This is a genomic window from Pseudomonas cavernae (assembly GCF_003595175.1).
GTDB lineage: Bacteria > Pseudomonadota > Gammaproteobacteria > Pseudomonadales > Pseudomonadaceae > Aquipseudomonas > Aquipseudomonas cavernae.
Genome location: NZ_CP032419.1, coordinates 2,828,260 through 2,845,956, shown reverse-complemented (window position 1 = coordinate 2,845,956; position 17,697 = coordinate 2,828,260). Strand labels below are relative to the sequence as shown.

Annotated in this window: 13 protein-coding genes; 6 read left to right on the top strand and 7 right to left on the bottom strand. The window is 65.8% G+C overall.

All coding sequences use genetic code 11. The features are described from left to right. Nucleotides 1-116 precede the first annotated feature (116 nt). The 5 genes from D3880_RS12985 to fdhA all read left to right on the top strand — a co-directional run bounded on the left by D3880_RS12985 (nucleotide 117) and on the right by fdhA (nucleotide 6,573). Complete coding sequence (locus D3880_RS12985) at nucleotides 117-428, top strand: sarcosine oxidase subunit delta (protein ID WP_119893866.1); 312 nt, start codon at nucleotides 117-119, stop codon at nucleotides 426-428. Next, entirely contained in the window at nucleotides 425-3,457 is a 3,033-nt protein-coding gene (locus D3880_RS12980) for a sarcosine oxidase subunit alpha (protein ID WP_119893865.1), read from the top strand. Before D3880_RS12985 ends, D3880_RS12980 begins: the two co-directional genes overlap by 4 nt. Further along, nucleotides 3,450-4,079 carry a sarcosine oxidase subunit gamma gene (locus D3880_RS12975; RefSeq protein ID WP_119893864.1) on the top strand — a complete coding sequence of 210 codons (630 nt, stop codon included), beginning with the start codon at nucleotides 3,450-3,452 and terminating at the stop codon, nucleotides 4,077-4,079. Before D3880_RS12980 ends, D3880_RS12975 begins: the two co-directional genes overlap by 8 nt. A 191-nt stretch (nucleotides 4,080-4,270) precedes the next feature. Then, on the top strand, nucleotides 4,271-5,134 hold the full coding sequence (gene purU, locus D3880_RS12970; RefSeq protein WP_119893863.1) for a formyltetrahydrofolate deformylase: 864 nt from the start codon (nucleotides 4,271-4,273) through the stop codon (nucleotides 5,132-5,134). A gap of 239 nt (nucleotides 5,135-5,373) precedes the next feature. Beyond that, nucleotides 5,374-6,573: a formaldehyde dehydrogenase, glutathione-independent gene (gene fdhA / locus D3880_RS12965; protein WP_119893862.1), complete on the top strand. Its 1,200-nt coding sequence runs from the start codon at nucleotides 5,374-5,376 to the stop codon at nucleotides 6,571-6,573. A gap of 599 nt (nucleotides 6,574-7,172) precedes the next feature. On the opposite strand, the gene betA is transcribed toward fdhA, so the two are convergent. After that, nucleotides 7,173-8,861: a choline dehydrogenase gene (gene betA, locus D3880_RS12960; RefSeq protein ID WP_119893861.1), complete on the bottom strand. Its 1,689-nt coding sequence runs from the start codon at nucleotides 8,859-8,861 to the stop codon at nucleotides 7,173-7,175. 155 nt (nucleotides 8,862-9,016) lie between these two features. Continuing rightward, a complete protein-coding gene (gene betB / locus D3880_RS12955) occupies nucleotides 9,017-10,489 on the bottom strand; it encodes a betaine-aldehyde dehydrogenase (protein WP_119893860.1) in 1,473 nt (490 codons plus the stop codon). 437 nt (nucleotides 10,490-10,926) lie between these two features. Between betB and D3880_RS12950 the strand changes: the two genes are divergently transcribed. Beyond that, nucleotides 10,927-12,465 (top strand): BCCT family transporter, encoded by a 1,539-nt coding sequence (locus D3880_RS12950; RefSeq protein WP_119895736.1) that lies wholly within the window; start codon nucleotides 10,927-10,929, stop codon nucleotides 12,463-12,465. A gap of 161 nt (nucleotides 12,466-12,626) precedes the next feature. On the opposite strand, the gene betI is transcribed toward D3880_RS12950, so the two are convergent. The 5 genes from betI to D3880_RS12925 all read right to left on the bottom strand — a co-directional run bounded on the left by betI (nucleotide 12,627) and on the right by D3880_RS12925 (nucleotide 17,486). Then, the gene (gene betI / locus D3880_RS12945) at nucleotides 12,627-13,253 is read right to left on the bottom strand and encodes a transcriptional regulator BetI (RefSeq protein ID WP_119893859.1); all 627 of its coding nucleotides are present in this window, start codon (nucleotides 13,251-13,253) and stop codon (nucleotides 12,627-12,629) included. A gap of 168 nt (nucleotides 13,254-13,421) precedes the next feature. After that, a complete protein-coding gene (locus D3880_RS12940; RefSeq protein ID WP_119893858.1) occupies nucleotides 13,422-14,279 on the bottom strand; it encodes a glycine betaine ABC transporter substrate-binding protein in 858 nt (285 codons plus the stop codon). 142 nt (nucleotides 14,280-14,421) lie between these two features. Next, nucleotides 14,422-15,366, bottom strand: a complete 945-nt coding sequence (locus D3880_RS12935) for a choline ABC transporter substrate-binding protein (RefSeq protein ID WP_119893857.1) — start codon at nucleotides 15,364-15,366, stop codon at nucleotides 14,422-14,424. Nucleotides 15,367-15,408: 42 nt separating this feature from the next. Further along, nucleotides 15,409-16,287: an ABC transporter permease gene (locus D3880_RS12930; protein WP_119893856.1), complete on the bottom strand. Its 879-nt coding sequence runs from the start codon at nucleotides 16,285-16,287 to the stop codon at nucleotides 15,409-15,411. A 2-nt stretch (nucleotides 16,288-16,289) separates the two neighbouring features. After that, nucleotides 16,290-17,486, bottom strand: a complete 1,197-nt coding sequence (locus D3880_RS12925) for a quaternary amine ABC transporter ATP-binding protein (RefSeq protein ID WP_119893855.1) — start codon at nucleotides 17,484-17,486, stop codon at nucleotides 16,290-16,292. Nucleotides 17,487-17,697: the final 211 nt, after the last annotated feature.

Sequence of the window (17,697 nt, the reverse complement as noted above, 5' to 3'; positions counted from 1 at the left end):
CACGACTCGCGCTCCCAGTGATAACGATTCGGGACAGGGCGGCATGAACGAGCCAGCCCTCTCCCCCAGCCCCTCTCCCATAAATGGGAGAGGGGAGTAAACCGGAGGCTTCGACCATGCTGCACATCTTCTGCCCCCATTGCGGGGAACTGCGCTCCGAAGAGGAATTCCATGCCAAGGGCCAGGCGCACATCGCCCGCCCGCTGGACCCGAACGCCTGCACCGACGAGGAGTGGGGCGACTACCTGTTCTTCCGCGACAACCCGCGCGGCATCCACCATGAGCTGTGGGTGCACGCCGCCGGCTGCCGCAAATATTTCAACGTCACGCGCCACACCGTGAGCTACGAAATCCTCGAAACCTACAAGGTCGGCGAGCGTCCCGGGGTGACCGAGAAGAAGGCCGTCGACCAAGGAGTACCGGCATGAGCCAGGTCAATCGTCTTTCCAAGGGCGGTCGCATCGACCGCAGCCAGCCGATGAGCTTCAGCTTCAACGGCCAGAGCTACCAGGGCTACGCCGGCGACTCCCTGGCCGCCGCGCTGCTGGCCAACGGCGTCGACATAGTCGGGCGCAGCTTCAAGTACTCGCGGCCGCGCGGCATCGTCGCCGCCGGCGCCGAAGAGCCCAACGCCGTGCTGCAGATCGGCTCCAGCGAAGCCGCGCAGACCCCCAACGTGCGCGCCACCCAGCAGGCCCTGTACGCCGGGCTGGTGGCCAACAGCACCAACGGCTGGCCGAGCGTCAACACCGACCTGATGGGCATTCTCGGCAAGGTCGGCGGGCAGATGATGCCGCCCGGCTTCTACTACAAGACCTTCATGTATCCGCAGAACCTCTGGCTGACCTACGAGAAGTACATCCGCAAGGCCGCCGGTCTCGGCCGCGCGCCGACCGCCATGGACCCGGACAGCTACGACTACCTGAACCAGCACTGCGATGTGCTGGTGGTCGGCGCCGGCCCCGCCGGCCTGGCCGCTGCCCTGGCAGCCGGGCGCAGCGGTGCGCGGGTGATCCTCGCCGACGAACAGGAAGAGTTCGGCGGCAGCCTGCTGGATAGCCGCGAGACCCTCGACGGCAAGCCCGCCGCCGACTGGCTGGCCAAGGCCATCGCCGAGCTGCAGCAGATGCCGGAAGTGACCCTGCTGCCGCGCGCCACGGTGAACGGCTACCACGATCACAACTTCCTCACCATCCATCAGCGCCTCACCGACCACCTCGGCGAACTCGCGCCGCTGGGCCCGTTCGGCCAACGTGAGGTGCGCCAGCGCCTGCACCGCGTGCGCGCCAAGCGCGTGGTGCTGGCCGCCGGCGCCCACGAGCGGCCGCTGGTGTACGCCAACAACGACGTGCCGGGCAACATGCTCGCCGGTGCCGTCTCCACCTACGTGCGCCGCTACGGCGTGGCGCCGGGCCGGCAACTGGTGCTGTCGACCAACAACGATTACGCCTACCGCGTGGTGCTCGACTGGCTGGATGCCGGCTTGCCGGTGGTCGCCGTCGCCGATGCGCGCAGCAACCCGCGCGGCACCTGGGTGGAAGAAGCCCGCGCCCGTGGCGTGCGCATCCTCACCGGCAGCGCGGTGGTCGAGGCCGCGGGCAGCAAGCGCGTCAGCGGCGCGCGGATCTGCGCCATCGACGTGCACAACCTGAAAGTCACCAGCCCCGGCGAAGTGCTGGACTGCGACCTGATCGTCAGCTCCGGCGGCTACAGTCCGGTGGTGCACCTGGCTTCGCACCTTGGCGGCAAGCCGACCTGGCGTGACGACATCCTCGCCTTCGTCCCCGGTGAAGGCTTCCAGAAGCGCCTCTGCGCCGGCGCCGTGAATGGCGTGTTCGCGCTGGGCGAGGTGCTCGGCGATGGCTTCGCGGCCGGTGCCGCGGCGGCCGCCGACGCGGGCTTCAAGAAGGTCGAAGGCAGCCTGCCGAAGGCCGAGAAGCGCCAGGAGGAGGCGACCGTCGCGCTGTTCCAGGTGCCGCACGACAAACCGACCGCGCGGGCGCCGAAGCAGTTCGTCGACCTGCAGAACGACGTCACCGCCGCCGGCATCGAGCTGGCCACCCGCGAGGGCTTCGAGTCGGTCGAGCACGTCAAGCGCTACACCGCGCTGGGCTTCGGCACCGACCAGGGCAAGCTGGGCAACATCAACGGCCTGGCCATCGCCGCCCGGTCGCTGGGCATCAGCATCCCGCAGATGGGCACCACCATGTTCCGCCCGAACTACACCCCGGTGACCTTCGGCGCGGTCGCCGGTCGGCACTGCGGCCCGCTGTTCGAGCCCAAGCGCTACACCGCGATGCACCGCTGGCACCTGGAGCACGGCGCCGAGTTCGAGGACGTCGGCCAGTGGAAGCGGCCCTGGTACTTCCCGAGAGCCGGCGAAGACCTGCATGCCGCGGTAGCCCGCGAATGCAAGGCCGTGCGTGACAGCGTGGGCATCCTCGACGCCTCGACCCTGGGCAAGATCGACATCCAGGGCCCGGATGCCCGCGAGTTCCTCAACCGCGTGTACACCAACGCCTGGACCAAGCTTGACGTGGGCAAGGCCCGCTACGGCCTGATGTGCAAGGAAGACGGCATGGTCTTCGACGACGGCGTGACCGCCTGCCTGGCCGACAACCATTTCGTCATGACCACCACCACCGGCGGCGCCGCCCGCGTGATGGAATGGCTGGAGATCTACCACCAGACCGAATGGCCGGAGCTGAAGGTGTACTTCACCTCGGTGACCGACCACTGGGCGACCATGACCCTGTCCGGCCCCAACAGCCGCAAGCTGCTGGCGGAAGTCACCGACATCGACCTGGACAAGGACACCTTCCCGTTCATGAGCTGGAGGGAGGGCAAGGTCGCTGGCGTGCCGGCGCGGGTGTTCCGCATCTCCTTCACCGGCGAGCTGAGCTACGAGGTCAACGTCCAGGCCGACTACGCCATGGGCGTCTGGGAGAAACTGGTCGAGGCCGGCAAGAAGTACAACCTGACCCCCTACGGCACCGAGACCATGCACGTGCTGCGGGCGGAGAAGGGCTTCATCATCATCGGCCAGGACACCGACGGTTCGGTGACCCCGGACGACCTCGACATGGGCTGGTGCGTCGGCCGCAACAAGCCGTTCTCCTGGATCGGCTGGCGCGGCATGAACCGCGAGGATTGCCTGCGCGAGGAGCGCAAGCAACTGGTCGGCCTCAAGCCCGTGGACCCGCACCAGGTGCTGCCGGAAGGCGCCCAGCTGGTGTTCGATCCCAAGCAGGCCATCCCGATGCAGATGGTCGGCCACGTCACCTCCAGCTACATGAGCGCCTCGCTGGGCTACGCCTTCGCCCTCGCGGTGGTCAAGGGCGGCCTCAAGCGCATGGGTGAGCGCGTGTTCGCGCCGTTGGTGGATGGCCGCGTGATTGAAGCCGAAATCGTCAGCTCCGTGTTCTATGACCCGAAAGGGGATCGCCAGAATGTCTAACGTCAACGTCTACCAGCAACGCCCCGATGCCGCCCCTGCCGAGTCGCCCCTGCGCCACGCCGGCCTCGACGAGCTGGCGCGCAAGGGCAAGCGCAGCGCGGGGGTGAGCCTGCGCGAGAAGAAACTCCTCGGCCATCTGATGATCCGTGGCGATGCCAAGGATCCGGCCTTCGCCGGCGGCGTGCACAAGGCCCTCGGCCTGGAGCTGCCGGTGGCCCTGACCCTGGTGGCCAGCGGCGAGACCTCGCTGCAGTGGCTGGCCCCCGACGAGTGGCTGCTGATCGTGCCGAGCGGCGAGGAGTTCGCCGCCGAGCAGCGCCTGCGCGCCGCCCTGGATGGCCTGCACCACTCGGTGGTGAACGTCAGCGGCGGCCAGACTCTCCTCGAGCTCGCCGGGCCCAAGGTCCGCGAAGTGCTGATGAAGTCGACGCCCTATGACGTGCACCCGAGCAATTTCCCGGTGGGCAAGGCGGTGGGCACCGTCTTCGCCAAGTCCCAGCTGGTGATCCGCCACACCGGCGAAGACACCTGGGAACTGCTGATCCGCCGCAGCTTCGCCGACTACTTCTGGCTGTGGCTGCAGGATGCCAGCGCCGAGTTCGGGCTGGCGGTGAAGGCCTAGCTGGAACGGGGCTCCTGTAGGTTGGCGCTGAGCGCAGCGAAGCCCAACGACCGGTTCGCAGAACCGGCTTCCGGAGTCCCTGGTGAGCAGCAGGGAGCGCGTTGCGCTCCTTGTTGGGCTTCGCAAGCTCAGCGCCAACCTACGCACCAACCTACGCGCCAACCCGCACCGATGCGCCAGTGGAGATCGAGATGAGCCGCACCCCCGATACCTGGATTCTCACCGCCCACTGCCCGAGCGTGCTCGGCACCGTGGATGCGGTGACGCGCTTCCTCTACGAGCAGCGTTGCTACGTCACCGAGCACCACTCGTTCGACGACCGGCTGTCCGGACGCTTCTTCATTCGCGTCGAGTTCCGCCAGCCGGACAGCTTCGACGAGCAGACCTTCCGCGCCGGCCTCGGCGAGCGCCTCGCGCCCTTCGACATGCACACCGAGCTGACCCCGCCGGGCTACCGCGCCAAGGTGGTGCTGATGGTGTCCAAGGCCGATCACTGCCTCAACGATCTGCTCTATCGCCAGCGCATCGGTCAACTGCCGATGGATGTGGTGGCGGTGGTCTCCAACCATCCGGATCTGGAACCGCTGGCGCGCTGGCACGACATTCCCTATCACCACTTCCCGCTCGACCCCAACGACAAGCCGGCGCAGGAGCGTAAGGTGCTGCAGGTGATCGAGCAGACCGGCGCCGAACTGGTGGTGCTCGCCCGCTACATGCAGGTGCTCTCACCCGAGCTGTGCCGCCGCCTGGATGGCTGGGCGATCAACATTCACCACTCGCTGCTGCCCGGCTTCAAGGGCGCCAAGCCCTACCACCAGGCCTACCAGAAGGGCGTCAAGCTGGTTGGCGCCACCGCCCACTACATCAACAACGACCTCGACGAGGGACCGATCATCGCCCAGGGCGTGGAGTCGGTGGACCACGCCCACTATCCCGAGGACCTGATCGCCAAGGGCCGTGACATCGAGTGCCTGACCCTGGCCAAGGCGGTCGGCCTGCATATCGAGCGGCGCGTGTTCCTCAACGCCAACCGCACCGTGGTGCTGCACGCCTAGTTCGTAGGATGGGTTGAGCCTGCGATACCCAGATGGGTATCGCTTCGCTCAACCCATCCCACGCAGCTGAATCACCCATCCCGGATGCGCATCCGGGATAGGTAAAACCGGAGAGGCATTACCGCTCTGCCCTTGGCGGTCTCTCCCGCGCAACAGATGAAAGACGCAAAACACTCCGGTGCAAGGTCGTGCGGCCGTCGGCTGCGCCTTTGTCCAACTACAAGAAAGGAGAACACCTTATGTCTGGTAATCGTGGTGTCGTGTATCTCGGCGCGGGCAAGGTCGAAGTACAGAAAATCGACTATCCCAAAATGCAGGATCCGCGCGGCAAGAAGATCGAGCATGGGGTCATCCTGCGCGTGGTTTCCACCAACATCTGCGGCTCGGACCAGCACATGGTGCGCGGTCGCACCACCGCCCAGGTCGGCCTGGTGCTCGGCCACGAGATCACCGGAGAGGTGATCGAGAAGGGCAGCGACGTGGAAAACCTGAAGATCGGCGACCTGGTCTCGGTGCCGTTCAACGTCGCCTGCGGCCGCTGCCGCAGCTGCAAGGAGCAGCACACCGGGGTCTGCCTGACCGTCAACCCGGCCCGCGCCGGCGGCGCCTACGGTTACGTCGACATGGGCGACTGGACCGGCGGCCAGGCCGAATACGTGCTGGTGCCCTACGCCGACTTCAACCTGCTCAAGCTGCCGGACCGCGACAAGGCCATGGAGAAGATCCGCGACCTGACCTGCCTGTCCGACATCCTACCCACCGGCTACCACGGTGCGGTCACCGCCGGCGTCGGCCCGGGCAGCTCGGTGTATATCGCCGGCGCCGGCCCGGTCGGTCTGGCCGCCGCCGCCTCGGCCCGCCTGCTGGGTGCGGCGGTGGTCATCGTCGGCGACGTCAACCCGGTGCGCCTGGCCCATGCCAAGGCCCAGGGCTTCGAAATCGCCGACCTGTCCAAGGACACGCCGCTGCACGAGCAGATCGCCGCCCTGCTGGGCGAGCCGGAAGTGGATTGCGCGGTGGATGCGGTGGGCTTCGAGGCCCGTGGCCATGGGCATGCCGGCGTGCAGCAGGAGGCCCCGGCCACCGTGCTCAACTCGCTGATGGGGGTGGTGCGGGTCGCCGGCAAGATCGGCATTCCCGGCCTCTATGTCACCGAGGACCCGGGCGCGGTGGACGCCGCGGCGAAGATCGGCAGCCTGAGCATCCGCTTCGGCCTCGGCTGGGCCAAGTCGCACAGCTTCCACACCGGCCAGACCCCGGTGATGAAATACAACCGCGCGCTGATGCAGGCGATCATGTGGGACCGCATCAACATCGCCGAAGTGGTCGGTGTGCAGGTGATCAGCCTGGACGACGCGCCGCGCGGTTACGGCGAGTTCGACGCCGGGGTGCCGAAGAAATTCGTCATCGACCCGCACAAGATGTTCAGCGCGGCCTGAGCGCCGTTCCTACCCCCCCCCCCCCCGACGCCGTGGGTAGCACAGCCGCGGCGTCACCCCCTCGAGGAGCCCCCCGGGCTCCTCTTTTTTTTTGCCTCGGATAGTCCGCCTTGGCACTCTTCTCGGCTTGCCGCTGCCGCTTAGCTCCGTAGGTTGGGTTGAGCGCAGCGATACCCAACGAACCGTCGCCTATGGGTATCGCTGCGCTCAACCCATCCTACTGATGAACTCCAGGCGTAATCCGGGGCGCCGCATTAGCCGTGCGGGGTGTCAGCCCATACCGATCCTGTAGGAGCGAATTCATTCGCGAAAGGCTTGGCACCGCCTGTATCTCCGGTTCGCGGATAAATCCGCTCCTACAAAGAGCATTACCCCAGGCAACAGGTAACCGGGATAGCGCCAAAAAAACCAGATTCGTAGGGTGGGTTAGCCGTAGGCGTAACCCACCAACCCTGTCGAACACCGGAGCTCGGGGCGACACCGCTGGCGGGTTACGCCGCTACGTGGCTAACCCGCCCTACAAAAGCGGGGCTGGTATAGAACCAAAAAAAACCAGGGCGCGGAGCCCTGGTTGCGGTTGCTCTGTTGCCGGCTGCTTGTCAGGCCGGGCGCAGCGCCTGGCCGCGTATCGGCGCGCCATTGGCGACATGGTAGGTGGCCGAGCTGCGCGGCAGCGGCTTGCGGCCGCGGATTCGGTCCGCCAGCTTCTCGGCGATCATGATGGTGGTGGCGTTGAGGTTGCCGGTGATGATCTCCGGCATGATCGACGCGTCGATCACCCGCAGGCCCTGCATGCCGTGCACGCGGCCCTGGCCATCGACCACCGCCATGTCGTCGCTGCCCATCTTGCACGAGCAGGACGGGTGGAAGGCGGTTTCCGCATGCTGGCGCACGAACTCGTCCAGCTCGGCGTCGCTCTGCACGTCCTTGCCGGGGCTGATCTCGCGGCCACGGAAGGCATCCAGGGCCGGTTGCGCCATGATCTCGCGGGTGATGCGGATGGCGTCGCGGAACTCCTGCCAGTCCTGCTCGCTGGACATGTAGTTGAAGAGGATGCTCGGGTGCTGGCGCGGGTCCTTGGACTTGGCGTGGACGCGCCCGCGGCTCGGCGAGCGCATGGAGCCGACGTGGGCCTGGAAGCCATGCTCCTTCACCGCGTTGCTGCCGTTGTAGTTGATCGCCACCGGCAGGAAGTGGAACTGGATGTTCGGCCAGGCGAATTCCGGGCGGGTGCGGATGAAGCCACCGGCTTCGAACTGGTTGCTGCTGCCCAGGCCCTTGCCGCGCAGCAGCCAGTTGGCGCCGATGCCCGGCTGGTTCCACCACTGCAGGGCGGGGTAGAGCGAGACCGGCTCCTTGCAGGCGTACTGCAGGTACATCTCCAGGTGGTCCTGGAGGTTGGCGCCGACGCCTGGCAGGTCATGCACCACCGGGATGTCGAGGTCACGCAGCAGGGCGGCCGGGCCGACGCCGGAGCGCTGCAGGATCTGCGGCGAGGCGATGGCGCCGCTGCACAGCAGCACCTCGCGGCGGGCGCGCACGGTCACCGGGGTGTCGCCGTCGCCGTGCAGGTAGGCGACGCCGCTGGCGCGCTTGCCGCTGAACAGGATGCGGTCGGTGAGGGCGTGGGTGACGATGGTCAGGTTGGGGCGGCCGCGGGCCTGATCCAGGTAGCCGCGGGCGGTGCTGGAGCGGCGGCCCTGCTTGGTCACAGTCCGGTCCATCGGGCCGAAGCCTTCCTGCTGGTAGCCGTTGAGGTCGGAGGTAGCGGGGTAGCCGGCCTGCACGCCGGCTTCGACCATGGCGTGGAACAGCGGATTGTTGCCGGCCTTGGGCGTGGTCACGCTGACCGGACCGTCGCCACCGTGGTAGTCGTCGGCACCAATGTCGCGGGTTTCCGCCTTGCGGAAATAGGGCAGGCAGTCCAGGTAGCTCCAGTATTCCAGGCCGGGGGTCTTGGCCCAGTTGTCGAAGTCCAGGGCGTTGCCGCGGATGTAGCACATGCCGTTGATCAGCGAGGAGCCGCCGAGGCCCTTGCCGCGCCCGCATTCCATGCGGCGGTTGTTCATGTGCGGTTCTGGCTCGGTTTCATAGGCCCAGTTGTAGCGGCGACCCTGCAGCGGGAAGGCGAGGGCGGCGGGCATCTGGGTGCGGAAATCGAGACGATAGTCCGGGCCACCGGCTTCCAGCAGCAGCACGCTGACGTCGGCGTCTTCGCTCAAGCGGGTGGCCAGGACATTACCGGCGGAACCGGCGCCGATGATGATGTAGTCGAATTCTTGGGACATGGCTGTGGTTTTCCTGCATGGAGCGGCGCGGATCAGGATTCGCACGTAGGGTGGATTAGGCGAAGCCGTAATCCACCGTGGCGGGCGTGAAACTGAGCGGTGGATTACGCCGCTGCGCGGCTAATCCACCCTACGGGTTCGGTCTGGTCAGCGGCTCAGAACACCGAGTAGTAATCGCCCAACTCCACCTGCACGGACTTGATGCGAGTGTAATGAGCCAGGGTGGTCAGGCCGTTCTCGCGGCCGACGCCGGATTGCTTGTAACCGCCAACCGGCATTTCCGCCGGCGATTCGCCCCAGGTGTTGATCCAGCAGATGCCGGCTTCCAGGCGGTGGATCACCCGATGGGCGCGGGCCAGGTCGCGGGTCACCACGCCGGCGGCGAGGCCGTAGTCGCTGGCGTTGGCGCGGCGGACGGCTTCTTCCTCGCTGTCGTAGACCAGGATGCTCATCACCGGGCCGAAGATTTCCTCGCGGACGATGGTCATGTCGTCGCGGCAATCGGTGAATACGGTCGGGGCGACATAGGCGCCCTTGGCGAATTCGCCGTCGGTCACGCGTGAACCGCCGATCAGCAGGCGCGCACCTTCCTGGCGGCCGGCCGCGATGTAGCCGAGCACGCTGTCCATGTGCGCGAAGCTGGTCAGCGGGCCGAAGTTGGTGTTGTCGTCCTGCGGGTCGCCGAGGCGGATGCGCTTGACCCGTTCGACCACCTTGGCCTCGAAGCGCGCCTGCAGCGCGCGCGGGATGAACACGCGGGTGCCGTTGGTGCAGACCTGGCCGGAGCTGAAGAAGTTGGCCATCACCGCGATGTCGGCGGCGCGCTCGAGGTCGGCGTCTTCGAAGATGATCAGCGGCGACTTGCCGCCCAGTTCCATGGTCACTTCCTTGAGCGAGGAACTGGAGGCGCTGGCCATGACCTTCTTGCCGGTGGCGGTGCCGCCGGTGAAGGAGATCTTCTCGATCAGCGGGTGTTCGGTCAGCCATTGGCCGACTTCGCGGCCGCTGCCGGTGAGCACGTTGAACACGCCGTCCGGCACGCCGGCCTCGGTGTAGATCTCGGCGAGTTTCAGCGCGGTCAGCGGGGTGACTTCGCTGGGCTTGAAGATCATCGCGTTGCCGGCGGCCAGGGCCGGGGCGGATTTCCACAGGGCGATCTGCACCGGGTAGTTCCAGGCGCCGATGCCGGCGACCACGCCCAGCGGCTCGCGGCGGGTGTAGACGAAACTGGTTTCGCGCAGCGGGATCTGCTCGCCCTCGATGGCCGGGATCAGGCCGGCGTAATACTCGAGTACGTCGGCGCCGGTGACGATGTCCACCGCGCGGGTTTCCGCCAGCGGCTTGCCGGTGTCGAGGGTTTCCAGCGCGGCCAGTTCGTCGTTGCGTTCACGCAGGATGTCCACGGCGCGGCGCAGGATGCGCGAGCGCTGCATGGCGGTCATCGCGGCCCAGACCTTCTGCCCTGCGACGGCGCTGGCGACGGCGAGCTCGACGTCTGCCTGGCTGGCGCGCTGGACGTTGGCAAGCACTTCACCGTTGGCCGGGTTGACGGTCTCGAAGGTGGCGCCGCTGCTGGCGTCGACGTAGCGGCCGTCAATGTAGAGCTTCTGTTCTTCGAATCGGGCCATCGGTGAGTCCTCTCTTATGGGGTTATGGCGCGCAAGGCGGGCCGGAGATGCGGGCGTGCGGGCCTCGTCCTCCCGGCCGTAACAGGTCGAAATTCAGGCTACTTTATTTTTATTGAACGATCAATCAACAAAGAATAAGCTCGGCTCCACGAGTTGGCTGCGGCAGTTCGCCGCACCTCTCCTGGTCCATGGTGAGACGCCTGAGGGGCGTACCTGTGGGTGCGTGTAAGAACCTTTTCGGTCTACTGCGCGTCGTCCCCCGGCGTGCGGTGTCGAGCTTCGGCCCGCGTGATCGTCTAGAGGTCTTGAGTCCGGGGCCGCCCGTTTCTTCGGGAAATCGTGGCGGTGCCCTTTTTTCTGCCTTGGAGCCCAACTCCGCCATGAGCACTGCTTCCGCAATAACAACAAAGCCCGAGAAGGTGCGTCTGAATCCGGTCGTGTTCTTCGGTTCGACCGCCCTGATTCTGCTGCTCACCGCCGCGCTGATCCTTTTCCCCGATGCCGCCGGCAGCCTGCTGGGCCAGGCGCAGAGCTGGCTGTCGCGCAGCTTCGGCTGGTACTACATGCTGGCCATCGGCGCCTACCTGTTCTTCGTCCTCTATGTGGCCTTCTCGCGCTACGGCCACCTGCGCCTGGGCGAGGACCACGAACGGCCGGACTTCAGCTACGGCGCCTGGGCCGGGATGCTGTTCTCCTCGGGGATCGGCATCTCGCTGCTGTACTTCGCCGCGTCCGAGCCGATCGATCACCTCTACAACCCGCCGGAAGGCGAGCCGGGCAGCCAGTTCGCCGCGCGCCAGGCGTTGCAGCTGACCTTCCTGCACTGGGGCGTGCATGGCTGGGCGATCTACGCGCTGGTCGGCCTGGCCGTCGGCTATTTCGCCTACCGTCACAAGCAGCCGCTGGCGTTGCGCTCGGCCCTCTACCCGCTGTTCGGCGAGCGCCTGATGCGCGGCGGCGTGGGCAATGCGGTGGACTGCTTCGGCATCTTCGTCACCCTGCTGGGCCTGGTCACCAACCTCGGCATCGGCGCCCTGCAGGTGTCGTCCGGCCTGGAGTACCTGTTCGACCTGCCGCACAGCCAGGGCGCGCTGCTGGCAGTGATCCTGGTGATGAGCGCGGTGGCCACCCTGGCTGCGGTGTCGGGGATCGAGAAGGGCATCCGCCGCCTGTCCAACCTGAACATCCTCCTGTTCAGTGGCCTGCTGCTGTTCGTGCTGCTGGCCGGCGACACCCTGCACCTGCTCAACGGCCTGGTGCAGAACCTCGGCGACTACCTCAACGGCCTGGTGCTGAAGACCTTCGACCTCTACGTCTACACCGGCCAGTCCGGCAAGAGTGAGGAGTGGATGGGCCTGTGGACCCTGTTCTACTGGGCCTGGTGGATTTCCTGGGCACCGTTCGTGGGCATGTTCATCGCGCGGATTTCCCGCGGGCGCACGGTGCGTGAACTGGTCTGCGGCGTGCTGCTGATTCCGCTGGGCTTCACCCTGGCCTGGCTGTCGATCTTCGGCAACAGCGCGCTGGATCTGGTGCTGAACCAGAATGCCGCCGATCTCGGCAAGGCGGCGCTGGAGCAGCCGGCGATGTCGATCTACCTGCTGCTGGAGCATTACCCCTGGTCCAAGGTGGTTATCGGCGTGTCGATCTGCGTCGGCTTCGTGTTGTTCCTCACCCCGGCCGACTCCGGCTCGGTGATGCTGGCCAACCTGTCGCGCCAGGGTGGCGACCTCGACGAGGACGCGCCCAACTGGCTGCGCGTGTTCTGGTCGGCGGTGGTGACCGTGGCCACCATCGGCCTGCTGTTCGCCGGCAACTTCACCGCCATGCAGACCGTAGTGGTGCTGGCCGGCCTGCCGTTCTCGGTGGTGCTGTTGCTCTACATGTTCGCCCTGCTCAAGGTGATGAAGGCGGACCTGGCCGCCAGCCAGGCAGCGCCGGTTGCGCAGGCGGTACTACGCGGCGAAGCGGCCTGATCGGCCCCTGAGCTGGAATGAAGAAGCCCGGTCCAGTGGACCGGGCTTTTTTGTTTGCGCTCCCGCGATGGACTCGACGGAGGCAGTTCGTAGGATGGGTATCGCGTTGCTCAACCCATCCTACGGTCTTCATGCCATGCCATGCCGCAGGCCCGGCAAGGTCAATGCGCTGTGGCGCGGACCGCTGGCTGCGCCGGCACCTCGTCGGCTTTGGCCAACTGCTGGTCGAGGTAGTCGAAGGCGATCTGCAGCGCCTGCCCGGTATTGGACTCCCCGGAGAGCGCGCTGCGCAGCCACAGGCCGTCGATCAGGGCGGCCAGCCCGAGGGCGGCCGTGCGCGCCTCGGCGAGGCCGAGTACGCGGCGAAACTCGCAGCACAGATTGGAGTACAGACGGCGGTCGTTGACCCGCTGCAGGCGACGCAGGGCCGGGTGGTGCATGCTGCTGGCCCAGAACGCCAGCCAGGTCTTCATCGCCGGGCCGTTGACCTGGCTGTCGTCGAAGTTGCCCTCGATGATCGCCCGCAGATGCGCGCGCGGGCTGCCATCGCGCAGCACCGCCCGGCGTTCGCGCACGGCGTTGCTGAGGGCGAGCATCAGATGCCGCATGGTGGCATCGAGCAGGCCGTTCTTGTCCTGGAAGTAGTGGCTGATGATGCCATTGGAAACCCCCGCGAGCCGGGCGATGTAGGCGATGCTGGCATCGCCCATGCCGACCTGGTCGACGGCTTGGAGGGTGGCGTTGATCAACTGTGAACGGCGGATCGGTTGCATTCCGACCTTGGGCATCGGTAACTCCACCAGTCTGTGTGGGCTTGGGATGCGTGCAGTCTAGGGCGGTTTTATTTGATCGATCAATCAAGAAGTCGGTCTGGAGACGGCTTGTCGCTCAGGGACAGCCGCAGCCGGTCGCGCACGCCGCGCTGGCGGCAGGCACGACCGGGAGTGTCGAGCGGGTTACTGCAGCCAGCCGGCGACGCGCTCGGGGTTCTTGGCGATCCAGTCTTTGGCGGCCTGCTCCGGCTTGGCGCCGTCGCGGATGGCGAGCATCACGCTGCCGACTTCCTCGCCGTTCCAGGAGAAGTTCTTCAGGAAGGCGGTGGCATCGGCGGCCTTGGTTTGCAGCGTCGGGTTGATCACGGTGTCGACGTGCTCGTCATCGCCGTAGACCTTCTTCGGATCTTCGAGGAAGCGCAGTTTCCACTTGGCGAACATCCAGTGCGGAATCCAGCCGGTCACCACGATCGGTTTCTGCGCCTTCTCGGCGCGGGTCAGGGCGGTGGCCATGGCCGGGCCGGAGCTGGGCATCAGCTTGATGTCCAGGTTGTATTGCTTGATCGCGTCCTCGGTGCGGCGCATCACGCCGGCGCCAGCGTCGATGCCGGTGATCTTGCCGTCGAAGTCCTTGCCGTACTTGTTCAGGTCTTCGATGGACTTGGCTTGGACGTAGTCCGGCACGATCAGGCCGATCTTCGCGCCTTGGTAGTTGGGGCCGAGGACCACCACCTTGTCTTTCAGTTTGGCGAAGTATTCGCCGTGGGTGGCCGGCAGCCAGGCGGAGAGGGTGGCATCCAGGTCGCCGCGGGCCACGCCCTGCCACATGATGGCCGGCTCCACGGGTTTCAGCTCGACCTTGTAGCCCAGTCTGTCCTTGAGGATTTCCCCGGCCACATGGGTGGCGGCGACGCTGTCGTCCCAGCCATTGACGTAGCCGATCTTCAGCACCGGTTTGTCGGCCGCGTGCGCCAGACCCAGGCCGAGGGCCAGGGTGGCGATACCGAGGGTGTGCACACAGAGGGATTTCAACTTGCGCATACGTATTGCTCCATCAGGTGGGATTGGCAGCTGACTACGTGCCGCTCGTCCGCTCTTAGGCGGCTTTCGCGATTGTGCCCGTCGCGGCCTGGGATTCAGACCGCGACAAGCGACAAAGCAGAGAGGTGGGGTGGGGCTGGGATCACAGCTCGAGGTGTTTCTTCACCGCGGCGGCGCCGTCCTGGCCGTCGAAGGTGGTCACGCCGGCCAACCATTTGTCGAGCACGGCCGGGTTGGCCTTGAGCCAGTTCTTGGCGACCACGGTGGGGTTTTCCTTGTCCAGCACCTTTTCCATCAGCTGGCTTTCGATCTCGACGCTGAATTGCAGGTTGTTCAGCAGCTTGCCGACGTTGGCGCAGCGTGTTTCGTAGTCCGGCGGCACCACGGTATAGACCCGGGCGGCGCCGTAATCCGGGCCGAATACCTCATCGCCGCCGGCCAGGTAGGTGAGGTCGAACTGGGTATTCATCGGATGCGGCGCCCAGCCGAGGAACACCACCGGCTCCTTCTTCTTCACCGCGCGCTGCACCTGTACCAGCATGCCGGCCTCGCTGGACTCGACCATGCGGAAGCTGCCGAGGCCGTACTGGTTGCCCTTGATCATCTTGTCGATCAGCAGGTTGCCGTCGTTGCCCGGCTCGATGCCGTAGATCTTGCCGTCCAGTTGGTCCTTGAACTTGGCGATGTCCTGAAAGCTCTTCAGGCCTGCCTCGGCGACGTAGGTCGGTACCGCCAGGGTGTACTTGGCGCCTGCCAGGTTCGGCGTCGGCAGCACCTTGACGCCGTTGTCCTTGGTGAAGGGCTCGATCACCGCGTCCATCGACGGCGCCCAGTAGCCGAGGAATACGTCGATCTGCTTGTTCTTCACCCCAGTGAAGGCGATCGGCACCGAGGCCATGATCTTGCGCGGGGTGTAGCCCAGGCCTTCGGTCAGCACCATGGCCACGCCCGTGGTGGCGGCGATGTCGGCCCAGCCGATTTCGGCGAAACGCACCTGCTTGCAGCTCTGCGGCTCCTGGGCCCAGGCACTTTGCACCAGCGCACAGGCCAGCAGCCCGGTTCCCACGACTTGCTTCAAGTTCATCATCTGCGACTCCCAGGTTCAAAGGACAAGGTGTTGGCTTGCGGGTTATTGGCGCTGCAGCTTCGCGCTCAGCCAGCCGAAGCGACGGACGTTGGGCGCGGTTTGCGGGGTGCCGAAGCTTTCGGTGATGCGGTCGAGGATGATCGCCAGCAAGACCACGGCCATGCCGCTTTCGAAGCCCAGGCCGATGTCCAGGCGCTGGATGCTGGCCAGCACGTCGTTACCCAGGCCGCCGGCGCCGACCATCGAGGCGATGATCACCATGGACAACGCCATCATGATGGTCTGGTTGACCCCGGCCATGATCGAAGGCATGGCGTTCGGCAGTTGCACCTTGTAGAGCAACTGCCAGCCGGTGCAGCCGAACGATTGGCCGGCTTCAACGATTTCCTTGTTCACCTGGCGGATGCCGAGGCTGGTCAGGCGCACGGCCGGCGGCATGGCGAAGATCACCGTGGCGATGATGCCAGGGACCCGGCCGAGGCCGAAGAGCATGGCTGCCGGGATCAGGTAGACGAAGGCCGGCATGGTCTGCATGAAGTCGAGGATCGGACGGATCACATAGGCCACGCGCTGGCTCTTGGCCGCCCAGATACCGAGGGGGATGCCGAGGATCAGGCTGATCAGGGTGGAGGAGAAGGTCAGACCGAGGGTTACCACCGTCTGTTCCCAGAAGCCGGTGAGCACGATCAGCACCAGCGAGGCGGCGGTGAAGGCGGCGAACTTGACGCCGATGCGCCAGAGGCCGAGGCCGATGAACACGGCGATCAGCACCCAGGCCGGTGGCCACATGAGGAAGCGCTCGATCAGCTCGGAAAAGCCGCTGACCAGGCCGCCAATGCTCTCGAAGGCGCCGCTGTAATTGTCCAGCAGGTGCTGGACGACGTCGTTGACCCAGCTGCCCAGATCCAGTTTCTCGCTCATCTTCATTCTCCCCGCAGGTGGCTCAGCAGGCGGCCCTTGCTGATGGCGCCGCAATACTGACCATGCTGATCGACGACCGGGATCGGCCCTTCATTGATCACCAGGCGCTGGATCACGCAGTCCAGCGGCAGGTCTTCCGGCACCGGCTCGATCTGTTTGAGCAGGTTCTGCTCCAGTTCCAGGGGCCGCCCAGCCTCCACCAGCAGGGCGATCTTCTCCAGGCTGATGGAGCCGCGGAAGATGTTCTGCTCGTCGACGATGAAGGCGTAGTGCTTGTCCATGGCCTGCAGCTTCTGGCAGACCATCAGCGCATCCGGTGCTTTGCCGTTGTGCACGAACAGCGGCACGCTGTCGGCCTTCAGCTGGCCGGCGGTGAGGTAGCGGCTGGTATCGACGGTGTTGAAGAAGTTGCGCACGTACTCGTTGGCGGGCCGCTCGATGATTTCCTGCGGGGTGCCGACCTGGATCAGCTTGCCGCCTTCCATGATGCCGATGCGTGTGCCGATGCGCATGGCCTCTTCGATGTCGTGGGAGACGAAGATGATGGTGCGGCTCTGCTCCTTCTGCAGGTTCAGCAGCACGTCCTGCATCTCGCGGCGCTTGAGCGGGTCGAGGGCGGAGAACGCCTCGTCCATGATGATCATCGAGGGGTCGACCGCCAGGGCGCGGGCCAGGCCGACGCGCTGTTGCATGCCGCCGGAGAGTTCATGCGGATACTTGTGCGCGAAGCTGGCCAGGCCGACTTGCTCGAGCACTTGCATGGCGCGCTTCTCGCGCTCCTTGCGGCCCTTGCCGGCGACTTCGAGACCGAAGGCGGCGTTGTCCAGCACGCAGCGCGAAGGCATCAGGGCGAAGGACTGGAATACCATGCTCATGTCGCGGCGGCGCAACTCGATCAGTTGCGCCTTGGGCAGCTTGGCGACGTTCTGGCCGTCGATGAAGACATCGCCGGCCGTGGGTTCGATCAGGCGGTTGATCAAGCGGATCAGGGTCGACTTGCCGGAGCCGGACAGGCCCATGAGGACAAAGATCTCGCCTTCGTTGACGCTGAACGACACGTCGCTGACGCCGATCACCGCGCCACGCTCGGCGAGGATCTTCTCCTTGCTCCAGCCCTGCTTGAGTAAATCGATCGCTTCCTGTGGTTGTTGACCGAAAACCTTGTAGAGGTTCTGCACCACGATCTTTCCAGACTGCATGGGATATTTCCCCTTCAGTAGACATCCAGGTCAGCTACACGAAGCCACAGCCGGCGCCTCGACGACGCACGGCCTGCTGATGCCGACTGCCTTGCCTGTGTGGATAACATTGTCGAGAACGGAAATGCCCTCTGGCAGTGTTACGAAACCCATTCCCTGGGGCATTCAACACCTCGACCGGAGGTGTGCGTACTTCCGAAATTTCTTGTAG